We start from the raw sequence: 24,492 nt of genomic DNA, 5'->3' as shown, positions 1-24,492 counted from the left end.
GCTCACTCCCCGGTGAGCGCGTCCAGGTCGCGCAGGTTGTAGGCGACGGCCTCGGCGACCCGTTCGAAGGGCAGGTCGAGCGCGGCGGGCAGGGTGCCGGCCCAGAACGAGACGAGCTGGTCGGCCCGGTTGCGCGCCCCCGACGGCAGCTTCGGCATCATGATCTCCAGCAGGCCGAGCTGGTCGGCGGCCATGCCGGTCACCTGGTGGAAGAGCGGGTGGGGGGTGCTGAGCGTGCCCGCCAGGCCCTGCGGCAGGGCGTTCATCAGCTGCTCGCTCACCAGGCCGCGGAACTCCTCGTCGCCGCCGATCACCCACTGCTCGTAGGCCCGCAGGATGCTCGGCCACGAGGACGCCTTGCCGTAGCCGGTCAGCGGCAGCGTCATCGAGCCGCCCGCGACGTCGATGCGGATCCGCTGCGGCGAGCTCGGCTCGCCTTCGACCACGCTGACCTGCCCGTTCCACAGCAGGCAGAGCAGCCGGTGCAGGATGCGGACCCGGTGCTCCTCGGTGGTGGCGAGGTAGCCGAAGTCGTAGCCGAGCCGCTGCCGCCATTTCAGATGGTCTTGCGGCCGCTCGTGCTGCAGGGCGTCGGACCAGCTGTGCAGCACCTCGCGCAGCTCCCGGACCTGGGTGACGCTCATCGAGGTGCGGATCTGCACGACCGTCACCGAGTCGGCGTCGATGTTGCGGAAGTCGGGCGTGCCCGGCAGGTCGATCCGGTCCTTCAGGAACCGCTCCAGCTCGACGTCCTTGGCCGGCGCCGGGTAGGAGACGAGCACCTTCAGATCGCCCGTGCCGTCGGGGGTGAACCCGCCCGGCACTAGGTCGGCCAGCTTGAGCTGGAACTGCCGCACGTGCGGGTCGTCGCCGCCGCCCGTCGCCGCCTGCGCGAGGATGTCGGCCAGCGACGGCAGCAGCGGCTGCTCGCCCAGCAGGGCGGCCTCGTCGCGGTCCCTGAAGAGCTTCTTCACCTCCAGCTTCAGCCGCTCCCGCACCCAGGCCAGCGCGTCGACCGGCTTGCCGGTGCGCCAGGCCACGTCGTACGCGTGCCGCCAGCCCTCCGGCCCGATCAGCGTGTTCACCACGCCCGCCTCGCCGTCGGTCGGCCGCAGGAGCTGCCGGGCGACGAAGACGTCCACGAAGCGGCGCACGACCGCGTCGTAGAACGACTCGGCGCCCGCCGGCGGCAGCAGGTGGTAGACGCCGACGCGGGTCTCGTACAGCTCGCCCGCGCGCCGGGCGAACCGCTCGGGGTCGGCGTCGGCGTGCTCGGCGAACACCTCGGTGAAGTCGCGCACCTCGCGCATGAGCTGCTTGCGCAGCGGCTCCCAGCGTGGCATCTGGTCGGCCCACGCCCGGTGCCAGAGCGCCTGGCTGCGCCACAGGTACCAGGTGTCCTGGTCGTGCAGCGACGCCTGCACCTCCGGGTCGCTCCACTGCACCTTGCGGAGCAGCCGGTCGCGCATCGGCCGCGGCTGCGGCGGCGCCTCCGTCATGTTCTCGTACGGTTTGCGCGGCTGCGCCCTGCGCTGGTCGAGCAGCCCGGCGAAGCCCAGCTTGTCGGCCTCGTGCACGTCGCCGGGCAGCCCCATCACCACTCGGCGCAGCCGGAACGGATCGACGTGGCCGAGCCCCTCCATGGCGCCGCGCCGCACGTCCATGTCCTTGGCCATGGCCGGGACGACCCGGCTGAGCCGGCGTTCCAGGGAGGCCAGGTTGTCCTCCATCGCGCGCAGCCGGTTGGCCAGCGACTTCTGGATCTCCGCCGCGCCGGTCGCGGCGCGGGCCTCGGGCAGCGGCAGCGGCTCGCGCGTGTTGAGCGGCTCGAGGTTGGTGGTGGTGAACATGCGCCGGATCTCCTCCACGTTGCTCTCGGCCGCGCCCGGCGGCACCGCGCCGAGCTGCGTCACCGCGCGGGCCAGCAGCCGCGAGCTGACCAGGTCGGCCAGCTCCTCCACCGGCACGGTCATCGAGGAGACGAACGCCGTGGACACGCCCCGGTTGCCGATGCCGGAGGCGGCCGGCACCTCGCGCTCCACGGCCCGGTTGATGAAGTCGTCGGCGAAGGACGACTCGCCGCGGTCCTCCATGCCGCCGACGGCCTCGCCCGCCGTGCTCGGCCGGGTGCCGGCCAGGGAGACGATCAGCGAGGCGATCGAGCGGTGCAGGTCGTCGCGCTCGACGCCGGGCGGCATGGTGAACAGGAACGCCGTCTGCACCGTGCCGGTCGCCAGGCGCACCTCGCCCTTGCCCGGGTAGCGCACGCCCAGCTCGCCGACGATGCCCTGCTCGTCCACCTGCGTGCCCGCGTGCGGCGCGTTCTGGTCGTCGACCAGCCGGAACAGGTCGAGCAGGCTCGCCCCGGCGTTCAGCCTGGCCCGCCGCCCGCCGCCCTTGCCCTCCACGAACGCCGACGGCATCACGACCAGCGGGTGGATGCGCGCCCTGATGTGGTTGCGGGCGAAGGCGTCGCCGATGAGGTGCAGGTAGTCGTAGAAGATGCCGCTGCCGGTGCCGCCCGCCACGGAGAAGGCCACGAACACGTCGCAGGTGCGCCGCAGCCGGCCGCCCAGCGCGGCCAGCTCGCTGCCGGAGTTGCTGATCGCGCCGATCGCCGTCTCGATGCCGTGCACGACCGGCTCGACGCCCTGGCGCATGCGCTCGAACAGGGCGGCCCTGGCCACCGTCGGGAGCTGCCCGGCGCCCCGCATCAGCGGCGCGACCAGCGGCTCCTGCTCGCGCGGCGGCAGCCAGTCCTTCACGTGGTCGCCCAGCGTGGCCCGCAGGCTGCGCGCCACCTCCGGGTAGGAGTCGAACCTGGGCACCACGTCGTGGATGAGATGCGCCGTGCGGCCCGCCGCCGGCAGCTCCCGCTCGGTCGGCACGACGCGGCGCCGGGTGCGGTTGAGCTCGTCCTCGTTGAGATCGACGTAGACGAACTGCAGGCAGGAGGGCAGCTCGTAGGGCTGGTAGTTCTGCCAGCTGAAGTTCCTGATCAGGTCCATGCCGTCGGGACCGCACAGCTCGTCACGCAGCCAGCGCTCCAGCTCCACCCCGACCCGGCAGCCGGTGCCGCCGAGCCCCACGAACATCATCGGATCGAAGATCCTCATGCATCCCTCACAACAGGTCGTCGCCTGGCATCGGTCGGTGGGTCGTCCTGCTCTGGTACGGCTCCGCGGCTCCGTACGCGGGCTGCTCGGCGCCGCCGCCCCTGGTCCGGCCGTCGTCCACGCCGAGGTACATGCCGTTCGGCAGGGCGATCGGCCGGCCGGGGACGAGCGGGTCGAGCTCCTGCCCCGACGGGTCGCGCACCAGCACCGTACGGCCCTGGCCGCGCCGCACGGCGTAGCCGCTCCCGTACGTGCGGACCAGCCGGCCGTCGCTGACCTCGAACGTGAACTCGGGCCCTTCGCCCAGCGGCGCCTGCAGCCGGCTGATGTACGGCTCGCCCGGCCGGTCGAACAGGTGCAGCGTCAGCTCGCTCGGGTCGGCGGCCCGCCGCCGCGCCCGCCGCCTGGCCAGCAGGAACGGCAGCACCAGCGCCAGGACCACGAGGATGATCAGCAGAGCCTGGAGCGCCCGCTGCCACAGCGGCGTCGGCGGCTGCACGTCGACGTCCACGAACTCCTCGGCCACGACCTGCCCGGCCGGGTCGAGCACCTGGATCGAGCCGCCCACCGGGCCCTGCCCGGCGTCGGCGGCGACGCGCAGCTCGAAGCCCTGCTCGGAGCTGCCGGTGGCGGCCTGGAGCTGCGGCGCGGACAGGCTGACGGTGCCGGGCACGTCCACCAGCCGCAGGCCGAGCTGGACGGGCGCGGCGTCGTTGGTGACCCGGACGGTGCCGGCCACCGTGCCGCCCGGCTCGACGGTGACCGCCGGGAGCTCCACCTGGGCCCGCAGGTGGTCGGCCGGCCCGGCGATGCGGGTCGCGTACGGCCGTTCGTCGCCCGCCACGCCGGGCCCGGTCACCTTGCCGACGAAGGCCAGCGCGCCGGTGGCGGTGGCCGGGATGACGACCTGGCCGGAGTACTCGCCGTCGCCCTGGGCCCGGTCGGCCCCCTCGCCGGTGTCGCCCAGCTCCACCGGCGCCTCCTGGAAGCCGTCGCCGGACATGCGCGCGCTGAAGCGCAGGCCCGCCAGCGCCTCGGGGTCGGTGATCGTGCCCGTCCTGGTCTGCAGGCGCAGCCGCACGTTCACCTGCTCGCCGGGGCGCGGGCGGGGGTTGCTCAGCGAGATGGACGCCCGCAGCGCGCCCTGCCAGACGACGGTGGCGCTGACCTCCTGCCGGCTGACCCCTGGCGGGGACTTGAGCTGGATGCGCCACTGGCCGGGCAGCGGGTTGCGGATGCGCAGCGACTCGACCGGGCCCGCCTCGCCGGCGGCCTGGAACGTCGACTCCTTCATCTCGCCCTGCTTGGGCACCTGGGCGCCGTCGGGGTCGAAGTAGGTGACCTGGATGCGCTTGTCGCGCTTGACCACCACGATCGAGCCGTCGGTGGCGATGATCGGGATGTTGACGTGCAGGTCGACGGTGGCGCCCGCGTCGAGCGAGTCGCTCACGGACTTCTCGATGCCGGCGCACCTGGCGTAGGCGAACGCCTCCAGCAGCGAGCGCTCCACGTCGGCCGACGTGGCGACGACGCGGGCGGTCGGCGTGGTCGTCTTCTGGTCGCCGCAGGGCTGGGTCCAGCCGCCCGCCGCGAACGCGTCGAGCGCCGACTTGTCGGCCGAGCCGAAGCCGAGCGGCCAGATCTGCACCTGGCCCTGCTTGGCGTCGCCGAGGCTGCGGGTGATCTGCGCCTGGGCGTTGGCGTTGCGGGCCTGCTCGTCGGCGCCGTACTGGGGGCTGTGGCGCACGTCGAGCACGCCGTCGGTCAGCAGGAACACGATCTTGGCGCGCTGCTGGTCGTCGGGCTTGCCCATGATGTCGAGCGCCTGCTCCAGGGCGGCGGCGTGGTCGGTGTCGTTGCCCTCCTCGGTGCCGCGCAGGCGCAGCCGCTCCACGCACCGGCCCAGGGACTCGCGGTCTTGTGCGGTCTCCACCCCGGTCAGCGGGCACACGATGTCGACCGCGGACTGCCCGGGGCCGTTGGAGCTGCCGAAGCCCACCACCGCCACCTGCGACTTCGGTGAGAGCTCGCTGAGCGCGATGAGCTGGGCGGCGGCCCGCTCCCGCTTGACGTCCTGGTCCTTCAGGCTGCCCGACTCGTCGACGAGGATGACGACGCGGACGGGCTTGACGTCGGACGGGGGAGCGGCCTGCGCGGCCGTGGGGAAAAGAGCCGCGGCGGTGGTCACGGTGAGCGCGAAAAGAAACCTGAGGGATGAAGTGACGCGCACAATGCCTCACAGTTGGCGATTTTCTTAACCGCAGAACGGAGAGAAGCCCCGAGAAGTTTCAGCCCTGCTTTGGGTCGCGACGTCTGTCAGATTGTGCGTGTCCGTAATTGCCTATGTCTGCCCCGCATACACGGATCCTAAAGCGCGGGCCACGAGCTGAGATGCCCTCGGTTGATTCCGGTTGGGCGGCGGCTGCGAGATTCGTGGGGCCGCTGTGTCAATCCAGCCTGTAAATACCGTTATATGCGCATTTATCGGTAGAACGGGCCTTGCTCAGCCGCGCGTCCGCTTGGTCAGGACGCGCTTCATGCGCCGGGCCAGGACCGCGCGCACCCCGTCCTGGCCGCGCCGCGCCACATGGAGCTGGCGGCGCAGCGTGCCGACCTCGCGCCGCAGCTCCACGGTGCTCCTGCGCCAGCGGGCCGCCTCGTCCCGCCACTTGGCGACCTGGGCGCGCAGCCGCTCGGCCTCCTTCGCCAGCCGGGCCGCCTCCGCCTCGGCCCGCACCCTCGCCCGGTACGCGGCCCGCCGCCCCACGAGCTCGACCGGCTCGTTCCCGAAGCCGTACTCCTCCCCGACGACCCAGCGCACCCCGGACACGTCGTCCACGGCGTCGTCGAGCGGCTCGCCGGGGCGGGCGACGAGCCGGGCGCGGGCCAGGGCGGAGACGCGTTCGAGCCGGGCCGCGACGACCCCGCCGGGCGTCTCCGCCAACAGCACCTGGACCAGGCCGAGCCCTTCGGCGCGGGCCAGATTCAGCAGCCTGGCCACGCTGTCCTCGCCCGGCACCCAGCCCGGCGGCAGGCGCAGCACGAACGGGACGGACGGGTGCACCTCCTCCCGGGTCGCCAGCAGCACCCGGCTCTCATGCTCGTAGTGGCCGTGCACCAGCACCAGGTCCAGGTCCGGGTCCTGGAGCGGGGCGCGGCGGTCGCGGTCGAGGGTGTCCCACGGGCCGACCAGCACCACGGACAGGTCCGCCACGGTCGAGGCGAGCAGCGCGTCCACGGCCGCGCGCACGGCCTCGTAGCCGGCGGTGCCGTCGAGGACGGCGGTCACGTTCGGCACCTTCCAGCGCCGCGCCGGATGCGTGCGCAGCCACTGGTAGGCCGGGATGCGGTCGGCCACGAACGCGTGGCTGACCCGGTCGATGCGCTGCTGGTCACGCATGCGCATGGTCGGGCCGAGGTGGTAGGCGCGGGCCCGCGGCTCGGGCACGAACACTGCCCCCGCCTGGTAGAGCCGGAACCCCATCTCGGTGTCCTGGCCGAGGATCAGGTCCTCGTCCATGGGCCCGGCCGCCTCGACGAGGCGGGCGCTGACGGACGTGGCGCCGCCGACGTGCAGGCTGAACGGCCGCACCGGGTTGTTCGTCAGCCCCTCCGTCCGCTCCACGAGGCCGACCAGCCACGCGTGCGGCTCGGCCGGCTCGAACGCCGCCTCCAGGTCGTCCGGCAGGACGGCGGGCAGCGGCGCGGCGGTGAACCGGATGTACCCGGTGACGGACAGGTAGGGCGCGGCGTGGTGCCAGCGCATGTGCGCCTCGACCGCGCCGGGCGTGAGCACGACGTCGGAGTCCAGCCAGTGGATCACGTCGCCGGTGGCCTCGGCCAGCCCGGCGTTGCGGGCCGCCGCCCGGCCCGGCCGCTCGCACCGCACCAGCCGCGCGGAGGTGCCGTCCGGGAGCCGCAGCGGGGGCGTGCTGCCGTTGTCCACGACGATGATCTCGGTCAGCTCCGCCGGGTACGTCTGCCGGGCCAGCCCCTGCAGCACCAGATCCAGCTTGTCCTGCGCGCCGTAGGCCGGGATGATCACGCTGACCCGCAGCTCGGGCGTGAAGCGCTCCGGCGGTCGCAGCACGCGGTAGTCGTTGCCGCGCACCCGCCGCGCGGCACCTTCGACGGACATGCCGGCGCCCCCGTAAAGATCGGCCCTGATCGGTGAGGGGGCTCACCTTAAGCTCTCTACCTGGCTGAAAGCTGGGTCTCAACTGGGAAATCGACATTTCCGCAGCTCAGACTTGACAGCTTTCACCCAGGAACGCTCCTCGCCGTCACGGGGGCCAGCCAGAGGCCCGCCAGCGCGTCGATGAGGCCGGCGGCCGTGGCGTCCCAGCTCGCGTGCCTGTCGTCCGGCCGCTCGTGCAGGGCCCGCTCGCGCTCGGCCAGCGTGTGCACCACCAGCAGGCGGCTCATGTCGCCGCGCTCCCTGTGCACCTCCTCCGGCAGGTCGGGCAGCAGCCGGAACATGCCCTCCAGCGTGCGCACCATCGACGGCGTCGCCACCGACTCCTCGACGACGATCTGCCGCAGGGACGGCACCGTGTCGAACTGCGCCAGGCAGCGGGCCCGCCAGCTCGGCACGCCCAGGGCGTCGAGCTGGCCGGTGGCGGGCCGTACCAGGCAGGCGATCCACGCGCGCGGGTCGTCCGGGTCCTTGATCTGCGCCAGCATGCGCGTGCGGCGCTCCTCCGTCACGGCGGTGTGGCGGCGCACGATCGCCCGCACCAGGTCGGCCTTGGTGCCGAAGTGGTAGCCGACGGCGAAGTTGTTCGCCTGGCCCGCCGCCTGGCCGATCTGCCGGTTGGACACCTCGCCCACGCCGTGCTCGGCGAAGAGCCGCTCGGCGGCGTCGAGGATCGCCTCGCGGGTGTCGCGGGAGCGGCCCGCCCTGCCGGGACCGCCGTCGGAGCCGCTGTCGGGGCCGCGCCGCGGGCCCCGGCCGGGCCGCGTGCGCGCGGTTTCGGTGGAGGACATGCTCACCACCGTACGGGGACCCGCTCCAATCCGCCCACGATCAGGCCCTCGCGGCGCGGCAGCTCGGCGGCCGGGATCGCCAGCTCCAGCGTGGGCAGCCGCTCCAGCAGCACCTTCAGCACGGTCTGCAGCTCGGTGCGGGCCAGCGACTGGCCGATGCAGGAGTGCGGGCCGACGCCGAAGGCCAGGTGTGGGTTCGGCGAGCGGTCCAGCCGCATCTCGCCGGCCGCCTCGAACTGCCGATCGTCGCGGTTGGCCGAGGCCATGCTGCAGATCACGGTCGTGCCCCGCGGCAGCTTCTGGCCGGCCACCTCGACCTCCTCGGTGAGGTAGCGGGGCATGCCGAAGCCGGGGTTCGCGTCGAAGCGCAGCGCCTCCTCCGCCGCCGTGCGGATCAGCGCGCGGTCGGCCAGCAGCGCCTCCCACCTGCCCCGGTCGGCCAGCAGCAGCGCCATCATCTTGCCGATCATGTTCGCGGTGGTCTCGTGCCCGGCCACCAGCAGGCCCTTGGCCGTGGCCAGCATGAGCTGCTCGGTCAGCCGCCCGTCCAGGCCCTCCACGTACGACAGCAGCTCGCTGACCAGGTCGTCGCCCGGCTCGGCCCGCTTGCCCTCGACCAGCGCCACGAGATACCCGTCGAACTCGGCCTGCGCGGTGTCGATCTCCTCCTGCGTGAACCTGGTCATGCTCAGCATCGTGTCCGACCAGTACGCGAACTTCTCGCGGTCGGAGTCGGGCACCCCCAGCAGGTCGCAGATCGCCCACACCGGCAGCGGGAACCCGACCGCCGACACCAGGTCGCCCGGCGCCCCCTCGGCCACCATCCGCTCGACGAGCAGCTCGGCCATCTCCTGGATCCTGGGCTGCATCGCGGTTACCCGCTTGGCGGTGAACGCCTTGCCCACGAGCTGCCGCCATGCCCGGTGGTTCTCCCCGGTCATGCCGCCGGCGGTGGTGGCGCCGAACACGCCGCCCGACTCGTTGGCGGTGACCCGGGCGGCGTCCTCGGCGTCGAGCTGCCGGGTGAAGCGCGGGTCCGACAGGACCTGCTTGACGTCGTCGTACCTCGTGAGCAGCAGCGCGGTGTCGCCGCTGGCCAGCCGGACCGGCGCCACGGGGCAGCCCTGCCGCAGCTCGGCCCACTCCTGCGGCGGCTCCAGCGCGGTGGGGTTGCGGAAGGGGTATTCGGGCGCTTCGGTCACGGTCACACTCCCTTGACACGACGGTGGTCCTGAGTCATCCAAGTCACCGCGCTGAGTTAAGTCAAGCGACTCAACCTCCTCGCGCCGAAGGATCAAGCATGATTTGCTGCTTTCATGCCGAATCCTTGGAGGCCCCTCCTCGCGGCGGGCGTGACGCTCGTCGTGGCGCCGGGGCTGGCGGCGCTCCTCTACCTCGCCGGCCGTCCCGAGCCCGCCGGGCTGCTGACCGGGCTGGCCGCCGGGCTCCTGCTGCGCGACCGGCCCGCCAGGGCGGCCGTCGCCACCCTGTGCGGCAGCGCGACGGCGGTCGTGCTCGGCCTGCTGTTCGTGCAGGGCCACAGCCCGGACGGCGCCGACTTCGCCGACGCCATGGCCGGCTGGCCCGGCTGGCCGGCCGGCGCCGTGCTCGCCTACGTGCTCGCCGCCCGCGAGCTGCCCGCTGGGGCCGGCCCGCCACCCGCACGCTGGTGACGGCCGGTGTGCTCGGGGCCGTGCTGTGCTGCGCGCAGCTCGTCATCGCGAAGGCGGCGGGGATGACGCTGTGGGAGGACTACCACGAGTGGGACGGCCCCGGCCTCTACCGCGACCTGACCAGGGCCGCCTGGTACCCCGCCGCCGCGGTCGTCGTGGCCACGCTGACGGCGACCAGAGTGCTCAGGGAGCGTGAGGGGCGGGTCGCGGCCGGGGAGCGCGGGAGGTCGGTCGCGACTCGGGAGCGCGGCGGGTTCGTCGCCGTGCCGCTGGCCGCCTGGCTCGGGTGCGTCGTGGCCGGCGGGCCCGTCCAGTACGCGCAGGCGCTCGGGGCGGGGTCGCGGGAGGCGCTGCTCGCCCTGCTCGCCGCCCTCGCGGGCGGCGCGATCGGCGCCGCGGGCGCCACGGCGGCCCTCGGGCGCCCCGGCATCTGGGTGGGGCTGTCCGCCTTCGTCCTGCTGTTCACGGCGGAGGAGGCGACGGGCGGCTGGATGATGGACCTCCCCGAGTTCGAGATGGGCCTGTACGGTCCGGCCGCGCTGGTCGCCGCCATCGCGGCCTGGACGGCGTGGCGGGAGCGAAGCACGGGGACGGGCGTCGTCGCCGGGCTCGCGGGGCCGCTGCTGATCTGGTCCGTCTACCTGCTGGTCGGTTTGCGCCACTACGACCACGCCTCGCAGAGCGGCCCGTACGGCTACGCCCTGCTGACCGCCCTCGCCGCGATGGCGGTCGCCCCGGTGGCGGCCGGCCTGGCCCGCGCCCTGCGCCCCGCCCCGCTGCCGGGCCCCGCAGCCCCCTCGGGGTCACGTCGCGGTGAGGCCGTGAGCGCGGGCGGCCGGCCGCGCTCACGACCCGGGGCAGGCGGTCAGGGGATGGTGATGCGGCCCGCGCCGGCGCCCGCCGTCACGATGGACTTGACGCTGGAGGCGCTGTCGAGCGAGTACGAGTACGGGATCGACTTGACGCTGCCACCGGCCTGCCCGCTGCCGGAGTTGACGAAGTGGTTGTTCCGCGCCACCAGGCTGCCGGCCGGGGAACTGCCCTCGCCGAGGTGGTACGGGTCGTCGGTGTTCTCGAAGTAGTTGCCTTCGACGAGCACGCCGGCCTCCTGGGTGGAGGCGACGCCGTAGCTGCCGACGTTGCCGTAGTAGTTGTTGAAGACGTGCACCGGGTTGCCGAAGCGCACGCGCGGGTGGCGCTGGTTGGTGCCGTCGAACCAGTTGTGGTGGTACGTCACCCGCAGGTGCCCGCGGTCCTCGGAGCCGTTGCTGTCGCTGTGGCCGAGCAGCATGGTCTTGTCGTGGTCGAAGAACCGGTTCCAGGAGACGGTGACGTAGTCGCTGGACCGCTTGATGTCCACGGCGCCGTCGTAGCCGTTGCTGAAGGAGTTGTGGTCGATGTAGACCCGGGTCGAGTACTGGACGTTGATGCCGTCGTCGTTCCAGTTCCTGAAGGTGAGGTTGCGGATGATGACGTTCGACGCCTGCGACACGTTGAAGCCGCACCCGGAGATGGTCGCGCCCGCGTTGCCGATGACGGTCTTGTTCGAGGTGACGCGGAGCATGCCGGAGCAGGAGATCGTCCCGGAGACCCTGATCACGGCGGCGGAGCCGGACGACAGGGCGCTCGTCAGCGCGGAGGCGGAGGAGACGGTCGTGGGGGCGTGCTGCCGCCGCCGGTGGTCCCGCCGCCCTGCGTGGCCCAGCCGACCAGCGGGGTGTCGGCCGCGGCGGGGGTCGCGGTCGCCGCGGTCAGTCCTGCGGCCGCGGCGGCCAGGCCGGTGACGACTGTCAGGACACGTCGTGATGTACGCATGAGTGTGCTCCTACCTACTGCGGGTTGTCTGTAGGTGCTGTGCGTGCCAGCCGTTCACGTATGTGAACGACTTGCATGGGAGTGAACGACAGCGACGCTAGGAAAGCGCTTTCCGCTCGTCAATGCGCTCCGGGGGCCCAATTTTCGGAGGACGGCGTCGTGGCCGGTCAGGGCCTAACAGCCCGGATTGACGATGGTGAAACTTTCAGGTCGGGCCGACGCCGCGTGAAAGCGATCGTGCCGATCGGTGGAGAGACAGTGATCCGCTTTCCACGATCGGGAGCACGTACATGCGAATGAGGACGAAGCGCGGGACCGCGGGGGCGTTAGCGCTCGCCGCCGCCCTGGTCGCCGCGCCACCCGCCCCCGCCGGTGCGGTGGCGGGCCCCGCCGCCGCCGAGGGGGAGGTCTCCGCCGGGCGGACCGTCACCCTCATCACCGGCGACCGGGTCACCGTCATGGACGGGGGCGGCGCGGTGATCAAGGCGGGTGCCGGGCGCGACGACATCACGTTCACCACGAGTGAGAGCGGCGGCCGGCTGCGGATCGTCCCCAGCGACGCCCGGCCGCTGCTGCGGGCGGGCCGCCTCGACCCGAGGCTGTTCGACGTCACGGGGCTGCTCGAATCCGGCTACGACGACCGGCGGGGCAGCGTGCCGCTCATCGTCACCGGCGCCGGGCAGCCCAGGACGATGGCCGCGGCCGGAGCGGTCACGCCGCTCACCGCCGTCGGCGGGTACGCGGTCGAGGCCCGTCCCGACGCGTTCTGGCAGGACCTCACCCGCCGCCGGTCTTTGACCCCCGGCTCGAAGATCTGGCTGGACGGGCGCAGGAAGGTGTCGCTGGACGTCAGCGTCCCGCAGATCGGCGCGCCCGCGGCCTGGGCGAAGGGCCACACCGGCGCCGGCGTCAAGGTCGCGGTGCTCGACACGGGGATCGACGCCACCCACCCCGACCTGGCGGGCAAGGTCGTCGCCAGGAAGGACTTCACCGAGGCGCCCGACGAGCGCGACCTCGTCGGGCACGGCACGCACGTCGCCTCCACGATCGCCGGGAGCGGCGCCGCGTCCGGCGGCCGCTACCGCGGCGTCGCGCCGGACGCCGAGCTGCTCGACGGGCGGGTGTGCGAGGAGATCTACTGCACCGACTCCGCGATCCTGGCCGGCATGCAGTGGGCCGCCGAGCAGGGCGCGAAGGTGGTCAACATGAGCCTCGGCACCGCCGACACGCCGGAGGAGGACCCGCTGGAGCAGGCGGTGCGCACGCTCAGCGAGCAGTACGGCACGCTCTTCGTCGCCGCGGCCGGCAACGCGGGCCAGGAACGCGCGGTCAGCAGCCCCGCCTCGGCCGGCGCGGCCCTCGCCGTGGGCGCGGTGAACGCCTCCGACGAGCCCGCGCCGTTCTCCAGCCGGGGGCCGGGCCCGGCCGGCGAGGTCAAGCCGGACATCACCGCCCCCGGCGTCGAGATCACGGCCGCGCGGGGCAAGGACAGCCCCGGCTCCGGCCCGTACGTCACGAAGTCCGGCACCTCGATGGCCACCCCGCACGTGGCGGGCGCCGCGGCCATCCTCGCGGGACAACACCCGGACTGGACGGGCGGCCTGCTGAAGGCCGCGCTGATGGCCTCCGCCGAGCCGGCCGCCGGGACCGGCGTCTTCACGCAGGGCGCCGGCCGCGTGAACGTGGACCGCGCGACCGCCCAGTCCGTGACCGCCGAGCCGGCCACGCTCGGCTTCGGCCGGCAGGCGTGGCCCCACGACGACGACCGTCCGGTGGCACGCAAGCTCGTCTACCGCAACCCGTCCGCCGCCTCCGTCACGCTCACCCTGGAGTCCCAGGCCGGCGCGGCGTTCTCCGTCAGCCCGGCCACGCTGACCGTCCCCGCCGGCGGGCAGGCCGAGGCGACGGTCACCGCCGACACGCGGGCCGACGTCCCCGACGGCCTGCTCGGCGGGTACGTCGTCGCCACCGCCCCCGGCGGTGTGCACGTCAGCACCCCCGTCGGCGTGGAGAAGGAAGTCGAGAGCTACGAGCTGACCGTCCGCCACACCGACAGGAGCGGCGCCGCCACTGGCGACTTCGAGATGTCGATCGCCCGGCTGGACGCCGAGACGCAGCCGATCATCGTGTTCGGCGGCGAGAGCACCTACCGCGCCCGGCTGCCCAAGGGCAGATGGTCCGTGGACACCGTGGTCCTGGACGAAACCGGCCTCACCCTGCTCGTCCAGCCCGAGGTGATCCTCGACCGCGACCGCACGATCGAGGCCGACGCCCGGCTCGGCCGCCCGCTGCTGGTCCGGCCCCCCGCGGACGGCGCCACACCGAGCCTCGCCCAGGTCGTCTACCAGTGGCGGGAGCCCGGCGGCGGGTTCGCGCGCAGCTGGCTCGGCCGCTCCTTCGACCGGCTCTTCACCGTCCAGCTCGGCCCGGACCGCGCCGACGACCGGCTGCTCAGCATGGTGACGGGCCAGTGGACGGCCGGCACCTCCGACTACCGGCTCGCCTGGTTCGAGCCAGGACGCCTGCCCACCGGCTTCGAACGCTCCGTCAACCCCGAGAACCTGGCCGTCGTCCGCCGCGACTACGCCGCCCACCTGCCGGACGCCACCGCCGAGACCACCAGCCAGGCCTGGCCGCGCCGCGGCAGCATCCCCTCCAGCCTGGCCACCGTCCCGACCGAGCTCCCGTCCACCCGCACCGAGTACGTCAACACCGACGACGGCATCCGCTGGCAGCACCACCTGTTCGAGTACGGCTCCGACGGCCGGCTCAACCGCTTCGAGTCCGGCTTCACGCACTACCCGGCCGGCCGCACCACGACCGAGCGGTGGAACCGCGGCGTCTTCGGCCCGCACTCCCGACCGGCGACCAGCCCGGCGACAGCCTCAGCAGGACCGGCGACGTCATCTCGGCCGACCTCCACCTGTTCGGCGACGGCCGCGGCGCCCTCGGCCTCTCCACCCGCGCCACCGAACACCTCACCCTCCACCGCGACGGCAAGCCGGTGGCCGAGTCGCCGTCCCTGACCGCCGACCTCCCCGTACCGGCGGGCCGGGCCACGTACCGGCTGGCCGCCGAGGCCGAACGCGGCGCCCCCGCCACCCTGTCCACCCGCGTGTCGGCGACCTGGACGTTCCACTCCGACACCACACCCGCCCTCACCCGCCTCCCGGTGTCCGTGGTCCGCTTCACCCCCGCCCTGGACGCCCACAACACGGCCCCGGCCGGCCGCCGCTTCACCGTCCCGGTGACGGTGCACCGGCTGCCGGGCAGCACGGCGACCCGCCCGCGCACGCTGTCGGTCGAGGTCTCCTACGACGACGGCGCCACCTGGCAGAAGGCACAGGTACGCGGCCCCGCCATCGTGCTCCGGCACCCGGACACGCCGGGGTTCGTGTCGCTACGGGCAAAGTCGACGGACATGACGGGCAACACGGTCGAGCAGACCGTCATCCGGGCGTACCGGATCGCCTGAACCCGGACGGCAGCAGCCGCCGGTTGCGGACCAGCCAGATCGCTCGTTCCAGGTCGGGGGTCTGGTAGCGGTCGTCGGCGAGCGGTGCCACGTAGCGTCTGAGTTCCGTTAGCAACCCGCTCGTGGTGGTGGCCAGGGGGAGGCCCGTCATCCGGTCGGCGATGAGGTCGATGCCCTGGGCGGACATCAGGTACTGGACGGCCAGGACGATCTCCAGCCGGTCGAGGTTCTCATGCAGGTGGCGGGCCGAGGCCATGGCCATCGGGTTGTGGTCCTCCTGGCCGTCCTTGACCGGGCGGGACAGGGTGCCGGCCGGGGTGGCCCTGGCCTGCATCTCGGGGATCAGGGCGGCGGCCACCGTCTGCACCTGCACCAGGCCGGAGTTCAGGCCGACGGGCGGGCCGGCCAGGTTCGCCGGGAGGCCGTAGCTCCACCTGGGGGACAGCAGACGGGCGGACAGTTCCTGGGACAGGACGGCGACGTCGGTGATCTCCGCGTTCAGGGTGTCGGCCAGGTGGCCCATGACGGAACCGTCCCAGTTGCCGCCCATCACGAACTCGTACCCCGGTCCCCGCTCGCGCCGGAACACCAGCGGGTTGAAGGTGGAGGAGTTGGCCTCGCGGGTCAGGGCGCGGCGGGCGTCCGCGAGCGTGTGCCGGAGGCCGGCGAGGACGTGCGGCGCCGCCCGTACCGACACCGCGTCCTGGACGCGGGGCTCGGGGCTGAGCCGGCGGCGGCCCTCCGCCGTCATCCAGCGCGAGCCCGCCACCATCGCGCGCAGCCGGGCGGCGACCGCGCTCTCCTCGGGGATGTGGCGTTCGGCGTGGGTACGGGCGTCCAGCGCGCCGCGCTCGGCCCTGGTCGCCTCCATGAACAGGGCGAACGCCCCCTCCGCCTGGTCGGCGAGCGCGGTGGCGCGGTGCACGGCGTGCGCCAGCGTGGCGGCCAGCACGGTGCTGCCGCTGACGATCGGCAGCGCCTCCCCGGCCTGGAGGGTGAAGTCCCTGGGCAGGCCGGCCCGCGGCAGCAGCTCGGAGGCGGGCCCCTCCTGGCCGCGGTAACGCACGGGGGCGTCCTCGCCGATGGCCGCCAGGCCCGCCGCGGCCTGCGGCTGCAGGTCGCCGGTGCCGAGCGAGCCGATCTGCGGCATCCGGGGCACGACTCCGGCGTTGACCAGGTCCAGCAGCCGCTGCGGCACCTCCGGGCGGACGCCGGCATGGCCCCTGGCGAGCTGGTTCGCCTTCAGGACGAGGGCCAGCCTGACCACGTCGTCCGGCAGCGGCTCGCCGACGCCGGCGGCGTGGGAGCGCAGGATGTTGCGCTGGAACCGCTCCTGCTGCTCCGTCGTGAGCGGCCGGTCCTTGAGCGGCCCCAGCGCCTGGTTCCAGCCGTAGACGCGCTGGTCGTCCAGGGCGGCCAGCGCGCCGGCCCGGGTCCTGGCCATCGCGGTACGGGCGGAGGGCGCGAGCCGCGCCGACACGGGACGCCCGTCGAGGATCGCGAAGGCGTCCTGGAGCGTGAACGAGCCGCCGTCCAGCACGAGATCGAGCGGGCGAGGCGTCGGCTGCAGTGCCAGCTGCGATGCCTGCTGCGGTGCCGTCTGCAGTGTCGGGTGCGATGCCGGGCGCAGTGCCGTCTGCGGTGCCGGGTGCAGCGCCGGCTGCAGTGCCGGATTCGATGCCGGGCGCAGTGCCGGGGGAGGCGGGGGCTCGGCGACCGCCTGGCCCGGTACGCACAGGGCGGCGACCAGGCCGAGGGCGGTGGCGATGCGTCGGGTCACGGGGGCCTCCCTCGGCTCGGCGGAGATCGGTGCGCCTCTCGTCATGGCGATCGGTGCGCCTCTCGTCATGAAGGATCGGTGCGGCTCTCGTTATAGCGAGGGCGGCACGCGCGGGGACGGCGGCCGGGGCGGGGCGGGAAGAGTGCTGACCCGATCTCGACTGTTTCCATGACGAGCGTCCGGCAGGCGCCTTCCACGCGAAGAGCCCGATACCGTCTACTGGCATGGAGATCTGGATCAACCCCGCGTGCTCGAAGTGCCGCTCCGCGCTGTCCGTCCTGGACGCCGAGTCCGCCCAGTACACCGTGCGCCACTACCTGGAGGACCCGCCGAGCGAGCCGGAGCTGCGCGAGGTGCTGTCCAGGCTCGGCCTGGAGCCGTGGGACATCACGCGGACGGGGGAGGCGCGGGCGGCCGAGCTGGGGCTGGACGGGTGGCCGCGGGATGCGATGGCGCGGGACCGGTGGATCAGGGCTTTGGCGCAGAACCCGATCCTGATCCAGCGGCCGATCATCACGGCCGATGACGGGTCCGCGGTGATCGGCCGGTCCGAGGACGCGGTCCGTTCGGTGCTGTAGGGGCGGAAGGCCGCGTCCCCGAGGGCGATTTCGGGGAACGCGGCCTTCCTGGTCCGAGAAGGATGGGCGTCCAAGGCCCGTGAGGGCGGGCGTCAGGCGCCCGTGACGGCCTCCTCCTTGGGCGCGGGCGCCGGCAGGTCGAGGCTGTCGCGGAGCTTGGCGGGCTTGAGGAAGGCGGCGGCGATGAGGCCGACGACGGCGATGGCCGCCGAGATGAGGAAGATGTGGCCGGTGGCGTCGCCGTACGCGGCCCTGACGATCTCCTTGATCGGCTCGGGCAGCGCGGCGATGTTGAGGCTGCCGCCGGCCGCGGCGGCGTCGCCGCCGACCGGGATCCCGGCCTTGGCCAGCCCTTCGGTGATGCTGGTGGCGACCTGGTTGGCGAGCACCGCGCCGAGCACCGACACGCCGACGGTGCCGCCGAGCGAGCGGAAGAACGTGACCGCGCCGCTGGCGGCGCCGATCTCGCTGAGGGGGACGGTGTTCTGGATGACGAGGACGAGGTTCTGCATGGACATGCCGACGCCGATGCCGACGGCGAGCATGTAGAGAGAGATGAGCACCAGCGAGGTCTGGTGGTCGATGGTGGCCAGGCCCCCGAATCCGGCCAGCAGGACGACCAGGCCGACGAGGATGTACGGCTTGGTCTTGCCGGTGTTGGACACCATCCGGCCGCTGATCGTGGACGACAAGAGCACGCCGGCCATCATGGGGATGGTCAGCAGGCCCGCCTCGGTGGGGCTGAAGCCGCGGCCGATCTGGAAGTACTGGCCGAGGAAGACCGAGCCGCCGAACATGGCCATGCCGACCGCGAGGCTGGCCAGGATGGCCAGGGCGGGGGTGCGGCGCCGGATGACGTGCAGCGGCACGACCGGCTCCTTGACGATCGACTCGACCCAGGTGGCGAGGGCGAGCAGCACCACGCCGCCGCCGGCGAGCGCGGCGGTCTGCCAGGACAGCCAGTCGAAGTCGTTGCCGACGAAGGTGACCCAGATGAGCAGGATGCTGACGCCGGCGGCGATGAGGGTGGCGCCCCAGTAGTCGATGCTGACGTTGGCGCGCCGCACGGTGGGGATGTGCAGGGTCTTGGCCAGCAGCGCGAACGCGGCGATGGTGAACGGCACGGCGATGAAGAAGCACCAGCGCCAGCCGAGCCAGGAGGTGTCGGCGATGAGGCCGCCGAGCAGCGGTCCGCCGACGGTGGCGACGGCCATGACGGCGCCGAGGTAGCCGTTGTAGCGGCCGCGTTCCTTGGGCGAGATCATGGCGGCGATGACGACCTGGGCGAGGATCTGCAGCGCGCCCATGCCGAGGCCCTGCAGCGCGCGGAACGCGATGAGCTGGCCGGTGTTCTGGGCGAAGCCGCAGGCCAGCGAGCTGAGCATGAAGATCACGATGGCGATCTGGAGCAGCAGCTTCTTGTTGAACAGGTCGGCGAGCTTGCCCCAGATGGGGGTCGAGGCGGTCGAGGCCAGCAGCGACGCCGTGACGACCCAGGTGTATTGCGACTGCGTGCCGTCCAGCGCGCCGATGATCTGGGGCAGCGCCACCGAGACGATGGTGCCGCTGAGCATGGCGACGAACAGGACCAGCAGCAGGCCGCTGAGAGCTTCGAGGATTTGGCGGTGGGTCATCGGCTCCGCCGCTGCGGGCGGCGCTGCCGGCTGTGCACTCACGCGCGACCTCCGTTTCACGTTCTAGAGGGAAGAGATCAACCCGGACACCTTACATGCACATGGGGCAACTTTGCGCATTGAGCATTTATTCCCGTTGGGTAAGCTGTGCTCATCATGGGCAACACAACAGGTCTCCGGGAACGCAAAAAGGCCCAGACCCGGCAGGCCGTGCACGAGGCCGCGCTGCGGCTCACCGTCGAGCACGGCCTCGACAACGTCACCGTCGAAGCCATCGCCGACGCCGCCAACATCTCCCGCCGCACGTTCTCCAACTACTTCGACGGCAAGGAGGACGCGCTGCTGTACGGCGACGAGCAGCGCCTCGACACCCTCGTGACCCGGGTGCGCGAGCAGCCGGCCGGCCGGACCGCCTGGCAGGCGCTGCGCGGCGCGTTGCAGATTCTCTACTCCGAGACCGGCGGGCCCGACAGGGAATGGCACCAGCGGGCCCGCCTGGCCATGAACCACCCCTCGCTGCTGGCCAGGCAGCTCGCCGGGCGGGTGCGGCTGGAGCGCGAGCTGAGCCAGGCGGTGGCCGGGCGGGAGCAGCCGGGGGACGTGCGGCCCGAGATGATCACCGCCGCGTTCCTGGCCGCGATGCGCGTGGCCACGCAGTGGTGGTGCGCCGATCGGGAGACCCGATCGTTGTACGAGCTCACGGTGCTGGCGCTGGACGAGGTCGCCCGCCCGTTCGACTGAGCGCGCGCCGGATCGGGGTCAGGCGCGCGCCCGCCACAGCAGGTACACGAAGTACGGCGTCCCGATCAGCGCCGTCACCAGCCCCGCCGGCACCTGTGCCGGCGCGATCACGGTACGCCCGAGTGTGTCGGCCAGGCTGACCAGCAGCGCCCCGATCAGCGCCGCGACCGGCAGCACGCGGGCGTGATGGGCGCCGACCAGGGCGCGGGCGGCGTGCGGGGCCACCAGGCCGACGAACGCGACGACGCCGACCGCCGAGACCGCCGTGGAGGTGAGCAGCACCGCGCCGGCGAGGGCGCCCAGCCGGACGGGCTCCAGGGGGACGCCGAGGACGCGCGGCGTGTCCTCGTCCAGGGCGAGCAGGTCGAGGTCGCGGCGCAGCCACACCAGCAGCGGGACGACGAGGGCCAGCGCGAGCAGGACGGGGACGAGCTGCACGGGCACCCGCCCGTAGGTGGAGCCGGACAGCCAGGTCAGGGCCTTGGCCGTGTTCCACGGGTCGGACAGGACGATGATCAGCACGGTGATGGCGGTGCAGGCGGCCTGCATGGCGACGCCGATGAGGACGAGCCGGTCGGAGCTGAGCCCGCCGCGCCACGCCAGCCCGTACACGAGGCCGAACGCGACGAGCGCGCCGGTGCCGGCCGCGGCGGACATCGCCCAGATGCCGGCCGTCGGCGCGAGCGTGATCAGCCCGACGGCGCCGACGCCGGCGCCGGTGGTGACGCCGAGCACGCCGGGCTCGGCGAGCGGGTTGCGGCACACGGCCTGCACGGCCGCGCCCGCCACGGCGAGGGCGGCGCCGGCGAGGACGGCGGCGCCGACCCGGGGCCAGCGCTGGTCGAGCACGTACGTGAGCGCGCGCCCGCTGCGTCCCTGGAGCCAGTTGAACACGTCGCCGGTGAGTAGCCACCGGTCGCCGCCGAGCAGCCCCAGCACGATCGCGCCCGCGAGCAGGGCGGCGCAGAGGCCGGTCACGGCGAGGAAGGCCGCGCGCGAGCGGGCCCCGCCGGTGCGCACGGCGGGCGGCTTGCGGGTGGGGCCCGCGTCGCGGTAGCGGCGGGCCAGCCAGATCATCACCGCCGCGCCGATCACGGTGGTCACGACGCCGGGCGGCACCTCCACCCCGGCCTGCGCGCCGAGCGCGGCCCGCAGCAGGATGTCGGAGCCCAGCATGATGAGCACGCCCGCGATGCCCGACAGGGGCAGCAGCATGCGGTGCCGGTGCAGCCCGGGGACGGACTTCGGCAGCAGCCGCACGACGACGGGCGCGCACAGGCCGACGAAGCCGATCGGGCCGGCGATCGTGACGGCCGCCGCGGCGAGCAGCACGGCCAGCAGGGTGAGCCACAGGCGCAGCCGCCGCACGTTCACGCCGAGGACGGTGGCGGTGTCGTCGCCCAGGCCGAGGATGTCCAGGCGGGGGCCGGCCAGCACCGCCGCGGCGAGCGCGAGCGCGATGAGCGGGCCGACCTGGGTGACGGCGTCGAGGTCGCTCTGGACGAGCGAGCCGCTGCCCCACGCGAACAGGCCGGTGGTCTCCTGCTCGAACAGGATCATGACGAGGTTCGTCAGCGAGCTGAGGGCCAGCGACGTGGCCGTACCGGCGAGGATGAGCCGGGTGGTGCCGGTGCGCCCGCCGGCCGACAGCGCCAGCACCAGCGCGGCGGCGGCCAGCCCGCCGAACAGCGCGAGCCCGCCCGACACCGCGACGGGCAGCGTCAGCCCGAACGCGGCCGCGGCGGCGACGGCCAGGTACGCGCCCGAGCTGACGGCCAGCGTGTCGGGCGCGGCCATCGCGTTGCGGGCGACGGACTGCAGCAGCGCGCCCGCCACGCCGAGCGCGACGCCGACGCAGACGCCGGCCAGCAGCCGGGGCAGCCGCGAGGCCAGCAGCACGCGGGCGGCCTCCTCGGCATTGCCGGAGTCGCCGAACGGCAGCGCCAGCAGGTCGAGCGCGCCGATGGCGGAGGTGCCCTGCGTGAGGTGCACGGCCGCCACCAGGACGGTGGCGGCTAGGGCGAGGAGGAAGACCCCGGCGACGCCCAGCCGCCGCAGCGGCGTCCCGGGCGGCGCCGGGGTCAGGACGTCCGTGCTCAACCGGTGTACGCCTTCACCAGCGCGTCGGCGAACTGCCGGCAGGACAGGGGCCCGCCGAACGTCCAGATGCCGTCGGGGAGCTTGGTGACCTGCTGCTTCTCGACGAACGGCAGCGACTTCCAGATCGCGTTCTTGTCGAGCCCGTCGGCGAAGACGTCCTCACCGTCGGAGGCGTTGTAGAAGAAGCGGAGGTCCGGGTCCTTGAGCACGCTCAGGCCCTCGACGTCCGTGGTGCCCAGGCCCCACTGGCCGTCGACCTTGCCGGTCCAGGCGTTCTTCAGCCCGAGCTGCGTGGCCACCTCCGACACCAGCGAGCCCTTGCCGAACAGCCGCACGGAGATCGTGCTGCCCTGCTTCCAGCCGTCGGCCATGACGAACGGCTTGCCGGCGGCGCCCGCGGCGGCGAGCTTGGCCTTGCCGTCGGCCATCGCCGCGTCGAAGTCGGACATCAGCTTGGTGGCCGCGTCGGTCTTGCCGACGGCGGTGGCGATCATGTTCAGGTCGTCGCGCATGCGCTTGAGGTTGTCGGCGGCGTCGCTGCCCTTGGCCACGATCACCGGCACGAACTTCTCCAGCTGCGCGGCCAGCTCCTCGTCGTCGGACTCCATGACGACCAGGTCGGGCGACAGGGCGCTGATGGAGTCGATGCTCGGCTCCTGCCGCATGCCGACGTCCTTGACCGAGGAGTCGAGCTTGGCGGCGGTGTCCCAGGTGGCGTACCCCTTCACGTCGGCCGCGCCGACCGGCATGACGCCCAGGCTGACCAGCATCTCCGTCTCGCCCCACTCCAGGCTGACGACCCGGGCGGCCGGGCGGTCGAGCTTGACCTGCTTGCCGCGGGCGTCGGTCACGGTGACGGGGCCCGCGCTCGCCGACACGGAGGCGGAGGCGCCCGTGGTCTGCTCCGTCACGGGGGCCTCGGTCGTGCCGCAGGCGGCGAGCACGACGACGGCGGCCAGAGCGGTCAAGGGGGCGGCGAAAGGTGCCGTCAGGGCACTGCGCATGGTTGTTCCTGTCATGTCGTTACGGGGACGGTTCTGCTGTGGCGGCCGATGGGGCGGGTGGTCACGGTGCCCGTCCTCGGGTCGTGGCTGACCTCGATGCGGATGCCGTATGTGTCGGTGAGCAGGTCCTCGGTGAGGACGTCGGCGGGCGGGCCGTCCGCGCGGATGCGGCCCCGGTGCAGGAGCACCACGTGGTCGGCGATCTCGGCGGCCTGGTTGAGGTCGTGCAGGACGACGCCGATCGCCACCCCGTGCTCGTCGGCGAGGTCGCGGACGAGGTCGAGCAGCTCGACCTGGTAGCGCAGGTCGAGGAACGTGGTGGGCTCGTCCAGCAGCAGGACGCCGGTGTCCTGGGCCAGGCAGGTGGCCAGCCAGACGCGCTGCAGCTCGCCGCCGGACAGCTCGTCCACCGGCCGGTCCGCCATCCGGGTGACGCCGGTGAGCGCCATGGCCCGCTCGACGGCGGCGCCGCCGTCGGGGTCGGCGGCCCGCCAGCGGCGCCGGTAGGGGTGGCGGCCGTAGCCGACGACGTCGCGCACGCACACGCCGCCGGGCGTGGGGCGGCTCTGCGCGAGCAGCGTCACCCGGCAGGCGAAGTCGCGTGCGGACAGGGCCAGCGCGTCCGCGCCGTCGCCCAGCGTCACGGCGCCGCTGTCGGGGCGGTGCAGCCTGGACAGCGCGCGCAGCAGCGTGGACTTGCCGCTGCCGTTCGGGCCCACCAGGGCGGTCACGTGGCCCGGCCGCAGGGTGATGCGACCGTCCTCGACCACGGGGGTGCCGTGGTAGCTGAGGCGAAGCTCCGCGCCGCGGAGAGAGATCTCCTCGGTCATGGACCTAAGGTTAGGCTAACCTTGCCTAAGACGCCATGGCGGGGTGGGTACTCATCGTGATCGGGGCTACCGGCCGAAGGCGCCGCCGTCCGTCAGGATGAACAGGCCGAGGCCGATCAGGACCAGCGGCAGCAGCACGTGGCCCCATCGGCTGAGCGCCTCGGCGACCACCCGCCGAGTGGCGAGGAAGCGCCCAGCGGCGCACCAGACCGCCACCAGGACGAGGAAGACGGCCGCGTAGACGGCCGTCCCGCCGTGGCCGGCGGTGGCGAAGACGGGCACGTACACGCCGATGTTGTCGCCGCCGTTGGCGAAGGTGACCGCGGCGACCTCCAGCACCTTCGGCCCGCCCGCGGGCCGGTCCGCCGGGTCGTCGCCGTCGTGGCGGTCCCGCCACGCCTGCCACGCGGCCTTGATCCCGAGCGCGAGGGGGAGCAGGCCGAGGTAGGGGACGGCGGCGGGCGGCAGGAGCGCGGCGCCGAACCCGGCGGCGACGGCCACGGCGAGCAGGCCGAGGAAGCCCAGGTACTGCCCCGCCACGACGCGGCGGGCGGCGCCCCGCCGGCCGGCTCCCTGGGCGAAGAACAGCGCCAGGACGAGGAGGTCGTCGATGTTGGTGACGGCGAACAGCCCGGTGGCCTGCCCGATGATGCCCAGGTTCACGTGGCCGCGCTTCCTTCCGCCCGATGCGTCCCGGCGACCCTAGCCGAACGGAGGCGGCGCCAGGGTCTTGACAGCCGGATATGTATCGATAAAGTGG

18 protein-coding genes are annotated in these 24,492 nt (G+C 73.3%); 5 read left to right on the top strand and 13 right to left on the bottom strand.

The genetic code is table 11. The features are described from left to right. Positions 1–2: 2 nt before the first annotated feature. The 5 genes from KIS93_RS45160 to KIS93_RS45140 all read right to left on the bottom strand — a co-directional run bounded on the left by KIS93_RS45160 (position 3) and on the right by KIS93_RS45140 (position 9,304). Positions 3–3,116 carry a tubulin-like doman-containing protein gene (locus KIS93_RS45160; RefSeq protein ID WP_080041449.1) on the bottom strand — a complete coding sequence of 1,038 codons (3,114 nt, stop codon included), beginning with the start codon at positions 3,114–3,116 and terminating at the stop codon, positions 3–5. A 7-nt stretch (positions 3,117–3,123) separates the two neighbouring features. After that, positions 3,124–5,304 (bottom strand): vWA domain-containing protein, encoded by a 2,181-nt coding sequence (locus KIS93_RS45155; protein WP_155128252.1) that lies wholly within the window; start codon positions 5,302–5,304, stop codon positions 3,124–3,126. A 315-nt stretch (positions 5,305–5,619) separates the two neighbouring features. Beyond that, on the bottom strand, positions 5,620–7,254 hold the full coding sequence (locus KIS93_RS45150; RefSeq protein WP_186404804.1) for a glycosyltransferase family 2 protein: 1,635 nt from the start codon (positions 7,252–7,254) through the stop codon (positions 5,620–5,622). 122 nt (positions 7,255–7,376) lie between these two features. Continuing rightward, positions 7,377–8,102: a TetR/AcrR family transcriptional regulator gene (locus tag KIS93_RS45145; protein WP_080041447.1), complete on the bottom strand. Its 726-nt coding sequence runs from the start codon at positions 8,100–8,102 to the stop codon at positions 7,377–7,379. A 2-nt stretch (positions 8,103–8,104) separates the two neighbouring features. Continuing rightward, positions 8,105–9,304 (bottom strand): cytochrome P450, encoded by a 1,200-nt coding sequence (locus KIS93_RS45140; protein ID WP_230465445.1) that lies wholly within the window; start codon positions 9,302–9,304, stop codon positions 8,105–8,107. A 114-nt stretch (positions 9,305–9,418) separates the two neighbouring features. Between KIS93_RS45140 and KIS93_RS45135 the strand changes: the two genes are divergently transcribed. After that, on the top strand, positions 9,419–9,775 hold the full coding sequence (locus tag KIS93_RS45135; protein ID WP_186404803.1) for a hypothetical protein: 357 nt from the start codon (positions 9,419–9,421) through the stop codon (positions 9,773–9,775). Positions 9,776–10,640: 865 nt separating this feature from the next. On the opposite strand, the gene KIS93_RS45130 is transcribed toward KIS93_RS45135, so the two are convergent. Together KIS93_RS45130 and KIS93_RS66315 are read right to left on the bottom strand one after the other, a co-directional pair. Further along, positions 10,641–11,375, bottom strand: a complete 735-nt coding sequence (locus KIS93_RS45130) for a pectate lyase family protein (RefSeq protein ID WP_246005461.1) — start codon at positions 11,373–11,375, stop codon at positions 10,641–10,643. 29 nt (positions 11,376–11,404) lie between these two features. Next, the gene (locus KIS93_RS66315; RefSeq protein ID WP_246005460.1) at positions 11,405–11,590 is read right to left on the bottom strand and encodes a hypothetical protein; all 186 of its coding nucleotides are present in this window, start codon (positions 11,588–11,590) and stop codon (positions 11,405–11,407) included. 290 nt (positions 11,591–11,880) lie between these two features. On the opposite strand from KIS93_RS66315, the gene KIS93_RS45125 reads away from it, so the two are divergent. After that, positions 11,881–14,616 carry a S8 family peptidase gene (locus tag KIS93_RS45125; protein WP_222107876.1) on the top strand — a complete coding sequence of 912 codons (2,736 nt, stop codon included), beginning with the start codon at positions 11,881–11,883 and terminating at the stop codon, positions 14,614–14,616. Next, positions 14,595–15,065: a hypothetical protein gene (locus KIS93_RS63855; RefSeq protein WP_222107875.1), complete on the top strand. Its 471-nt coding sequence runs from the start codon at positions 14,595–14,597 to the stop codon at positions 15,063–15,065. Before KIS93_RS45125 ends, KIS93_RS63855 begins: the two co-directional genes overlap by 22 nt. On the opposite strand, the gene KIS93_RS45120 is transcribed toward KIS93_RS63855, so the two are convergent. Beyond that, positions 15,040–16,845: an HAL/PAL/TAL family ammonia-lyase gene (locus tag KIS93_RS45120; protein WP_230465442.1), complete on the bottom strand. Its 1,806-nt coding sequence runs from the start codon at positions 16,843–16,845 to the stop codon at positions 15,040–15,042. The two genes, KIS93_RS63855 and KIS93_RS45120, sit on opposite strands and share 26 nt — an antisense overlap. 224 nt (positions 16,846–17,069) lie before the next feature. Here KIS93_RS45120 and KIS93_RS45115 point away from each other — a divergent pair, with 224 nt between their 5' ends. After that, positions 17,070–17,423 (top strand): arsenate reductase family protein, encoded by a 354-nt coding sequence (locus tag KIS93_RS45115; protein WP_080041443.1) that lies wholly within the window; start codon positions 17,070–17,072, stop codon positions 17,421–17,423. A 92-nt stretch (positions 17,424–17,515) separates the two neighbouring features. Here the strand turns inward: KIS93_RS45115 and KIS93_RS45110 are convergent, their stop codons facing one another. Further along, positions 17,516–19,057, bottom strand: coding sequence for an MDR family MFS transporter (locus tag KIS93_RS45110; RefSeq protein ID WP_080041442.1), 1,542 nt, complete (start codon positions 19,055–19,057; stop codon positions 17,516–17,518). 156 nt (positions 19,058–19,213) lie between these two features. Here KIS93_RS45110 and KIS93_RS45105 point away from each other — a divergent pair, with 156 nt between their 5' ends. Next, complete coding sequence (locus tag KIS93_RS45105) at positions 19,214–19,798, top strand: TetR/AcrR family transcriptional regulator (RefSeq protein WP_080047075.1); 585 nt, start codon at positions 19,214–19,216, stop codon at positions 19,796–19,798. A gap of 18 nt (positions 19,799–19,816) precedes the next feature. Here KIS93_RS45105 and KIS93_RS45100 read toward each other — a convergent pair whose 3' ends face one another. From KIS93_RS45100 to KIS93_RS45085, 4 genes are all read right to left on the bottom strand, one after another. Next, positions 19,817–21,898 carry an iron ABC transporter permease gene (locus KIS93_RS45100; protein WP_080041441.1) on the bottom strand — a complete coding sequence of 694 codons (2,082 nt, stop codon included), beginning with the start codon at positions 21,896–21,898 and terminating at the stop codon, positions 19,817–19,819. Then, positions 21,895–22,902, bottom strand: a complete 1,008-nt coding sequence (locus KIS93_RS45095) for an ABC transporter substrate-binding protein (RefSeq protein ID WP_080041440.1) — start codon at positions 22,900–22,902, stop codon at positions 21,895–21,897. The genes KIS93_RS45100 and KIS93_RS45095 overlap by 4 nt, the downstream gene beginning before the upstream one ends. Before the next feature lie 11 nt (positions 22,903–22,913). Continuing rightward, the gene (locus KIS93_RS45090; protein WP_080041439.1) at positions 22,914–23,732 is read right to left on the bottom strand and encodes an ABC transporter ATP-binding protein; all 819 of its coding nucleotides are present in this window, start codon (positions 23,730–23,732) and stop codon (positions 22,914–22,916) included. A 66-nt stretch (positions 23,733–23,798) separates the two neighbouring features. Next, positions 23,799–24,395, bottom strand: coding sequence for a cadmium resistance transporter (locus KIS93_RS45085; protein WP_080041438.1), 597 nt, complete (start codon positions 24,393–24,395; stop codon positions 23,799–23,801). Positions 24,396–24,492: the final 97 nt, after the last annotated feature.

This window comes from [Actinomadura] parvosata subsp. kistnae (assembly GCF_900323885.1).
In the GTDB taxonomy this organism is placed as follows: domain Bacteria; phylum Actinomycetota; class Actinomycetes; order Streptosporangiales; family Streptosporangiaceae; genus Nonomuraea; species Nonomuraea composti.
Note: the sequence above shows the minus strand (reverse complement) of the source record. Positions and strands in the feature narration are given on the sequence as shown.

What these genes read in the sequence shown, in the direction of transcription:
- KIS93_RS45160 (WP_080041449.1), bottom strand. Translation starts at nt 3,116, where the DNA reads ATGAGGATCTTCGATCCGATGATGTTCGTGGGGCTCGGCGGCACCGGC.
- KIS93_RS45150 (WP_186404804.1), bottom strand. Translation starts at nt 7,254, where the DNA reads ATGTCCGTCGAAGGTGCCGCGCGGCGGGTGCGCGGCAACGACTACCGC.
- KIS93_RS45145 (WP_080041447.1), bottom strand. Translation starts at nt 8,102, where the DNA reads ATGTCCTCCACCGAAACCGCGCGCACGCGGCCCGGCCGGGGCCCGCGG.
- KIS93_RS45135 (WP_186404803.1), top strand. Translation starts at nt 9,419, where the DNA reads ATGCCGAATCCTTGGAGGCCCCTCCTCGCGGCGGGCGTGACGCTCGTC.
- KIS93_RS66315 (WP_246005460.1), bottom strand. Translation starts at nt 11,590, where the DNA reads ATGCGTACATCACGACGTGTCCTGACAGTCGTCACCGGCCTGGCCGCC.
- KIS93_RS45125 (WP_222107876.1), top strand. Translation starts at nt 11,881, where the DNA reads ATGCGAATGAGGACGAAGCGCGGGACCGCGGGGGCGTTAGCGCTCGCC.
- KIS93_RS45115 (WP_080041443.1), top strand. Translation starts at nt 17,070, where the DNA reads ATGGAGATCTGGATCAACCCCGCGTGCTCGAAGTGCCGCTCCGCGCTG.
- KIS93_RS45110 (WP_080041442.1), bottom strand. Translation starts at nt 19,057, where the DNA reads ATGACCCACCGCCAAATCCTCGAAGCTCTCAGCGGCCTGCTGCTGGTC.
- KIS93_RS45105 (WP_080047075.1), top strand. Translation starts at nt 19,214, where the DNA reads ATGGGCAACACAACAGGTCTCCGGGAACGCAAAAAGGCCCAGACCCGG.
- KIS93_RS45095 (WP_080041440.1), bottom strand. Translation starts at nt 22,902, where the DNA reads ATGCGCAGTGCCCTGACGGCACCTTTCGCCGCCCCCTTGACCGCTCTG.
- KIS93_RS45090 (WP_080041439.1), bottom strand. Translation starts at nt 23,732, where the DNA reads ATGACCGAGGAGATCTCTCTCCGCGGCGCGGAGCTTCGCCTCAGCTAC.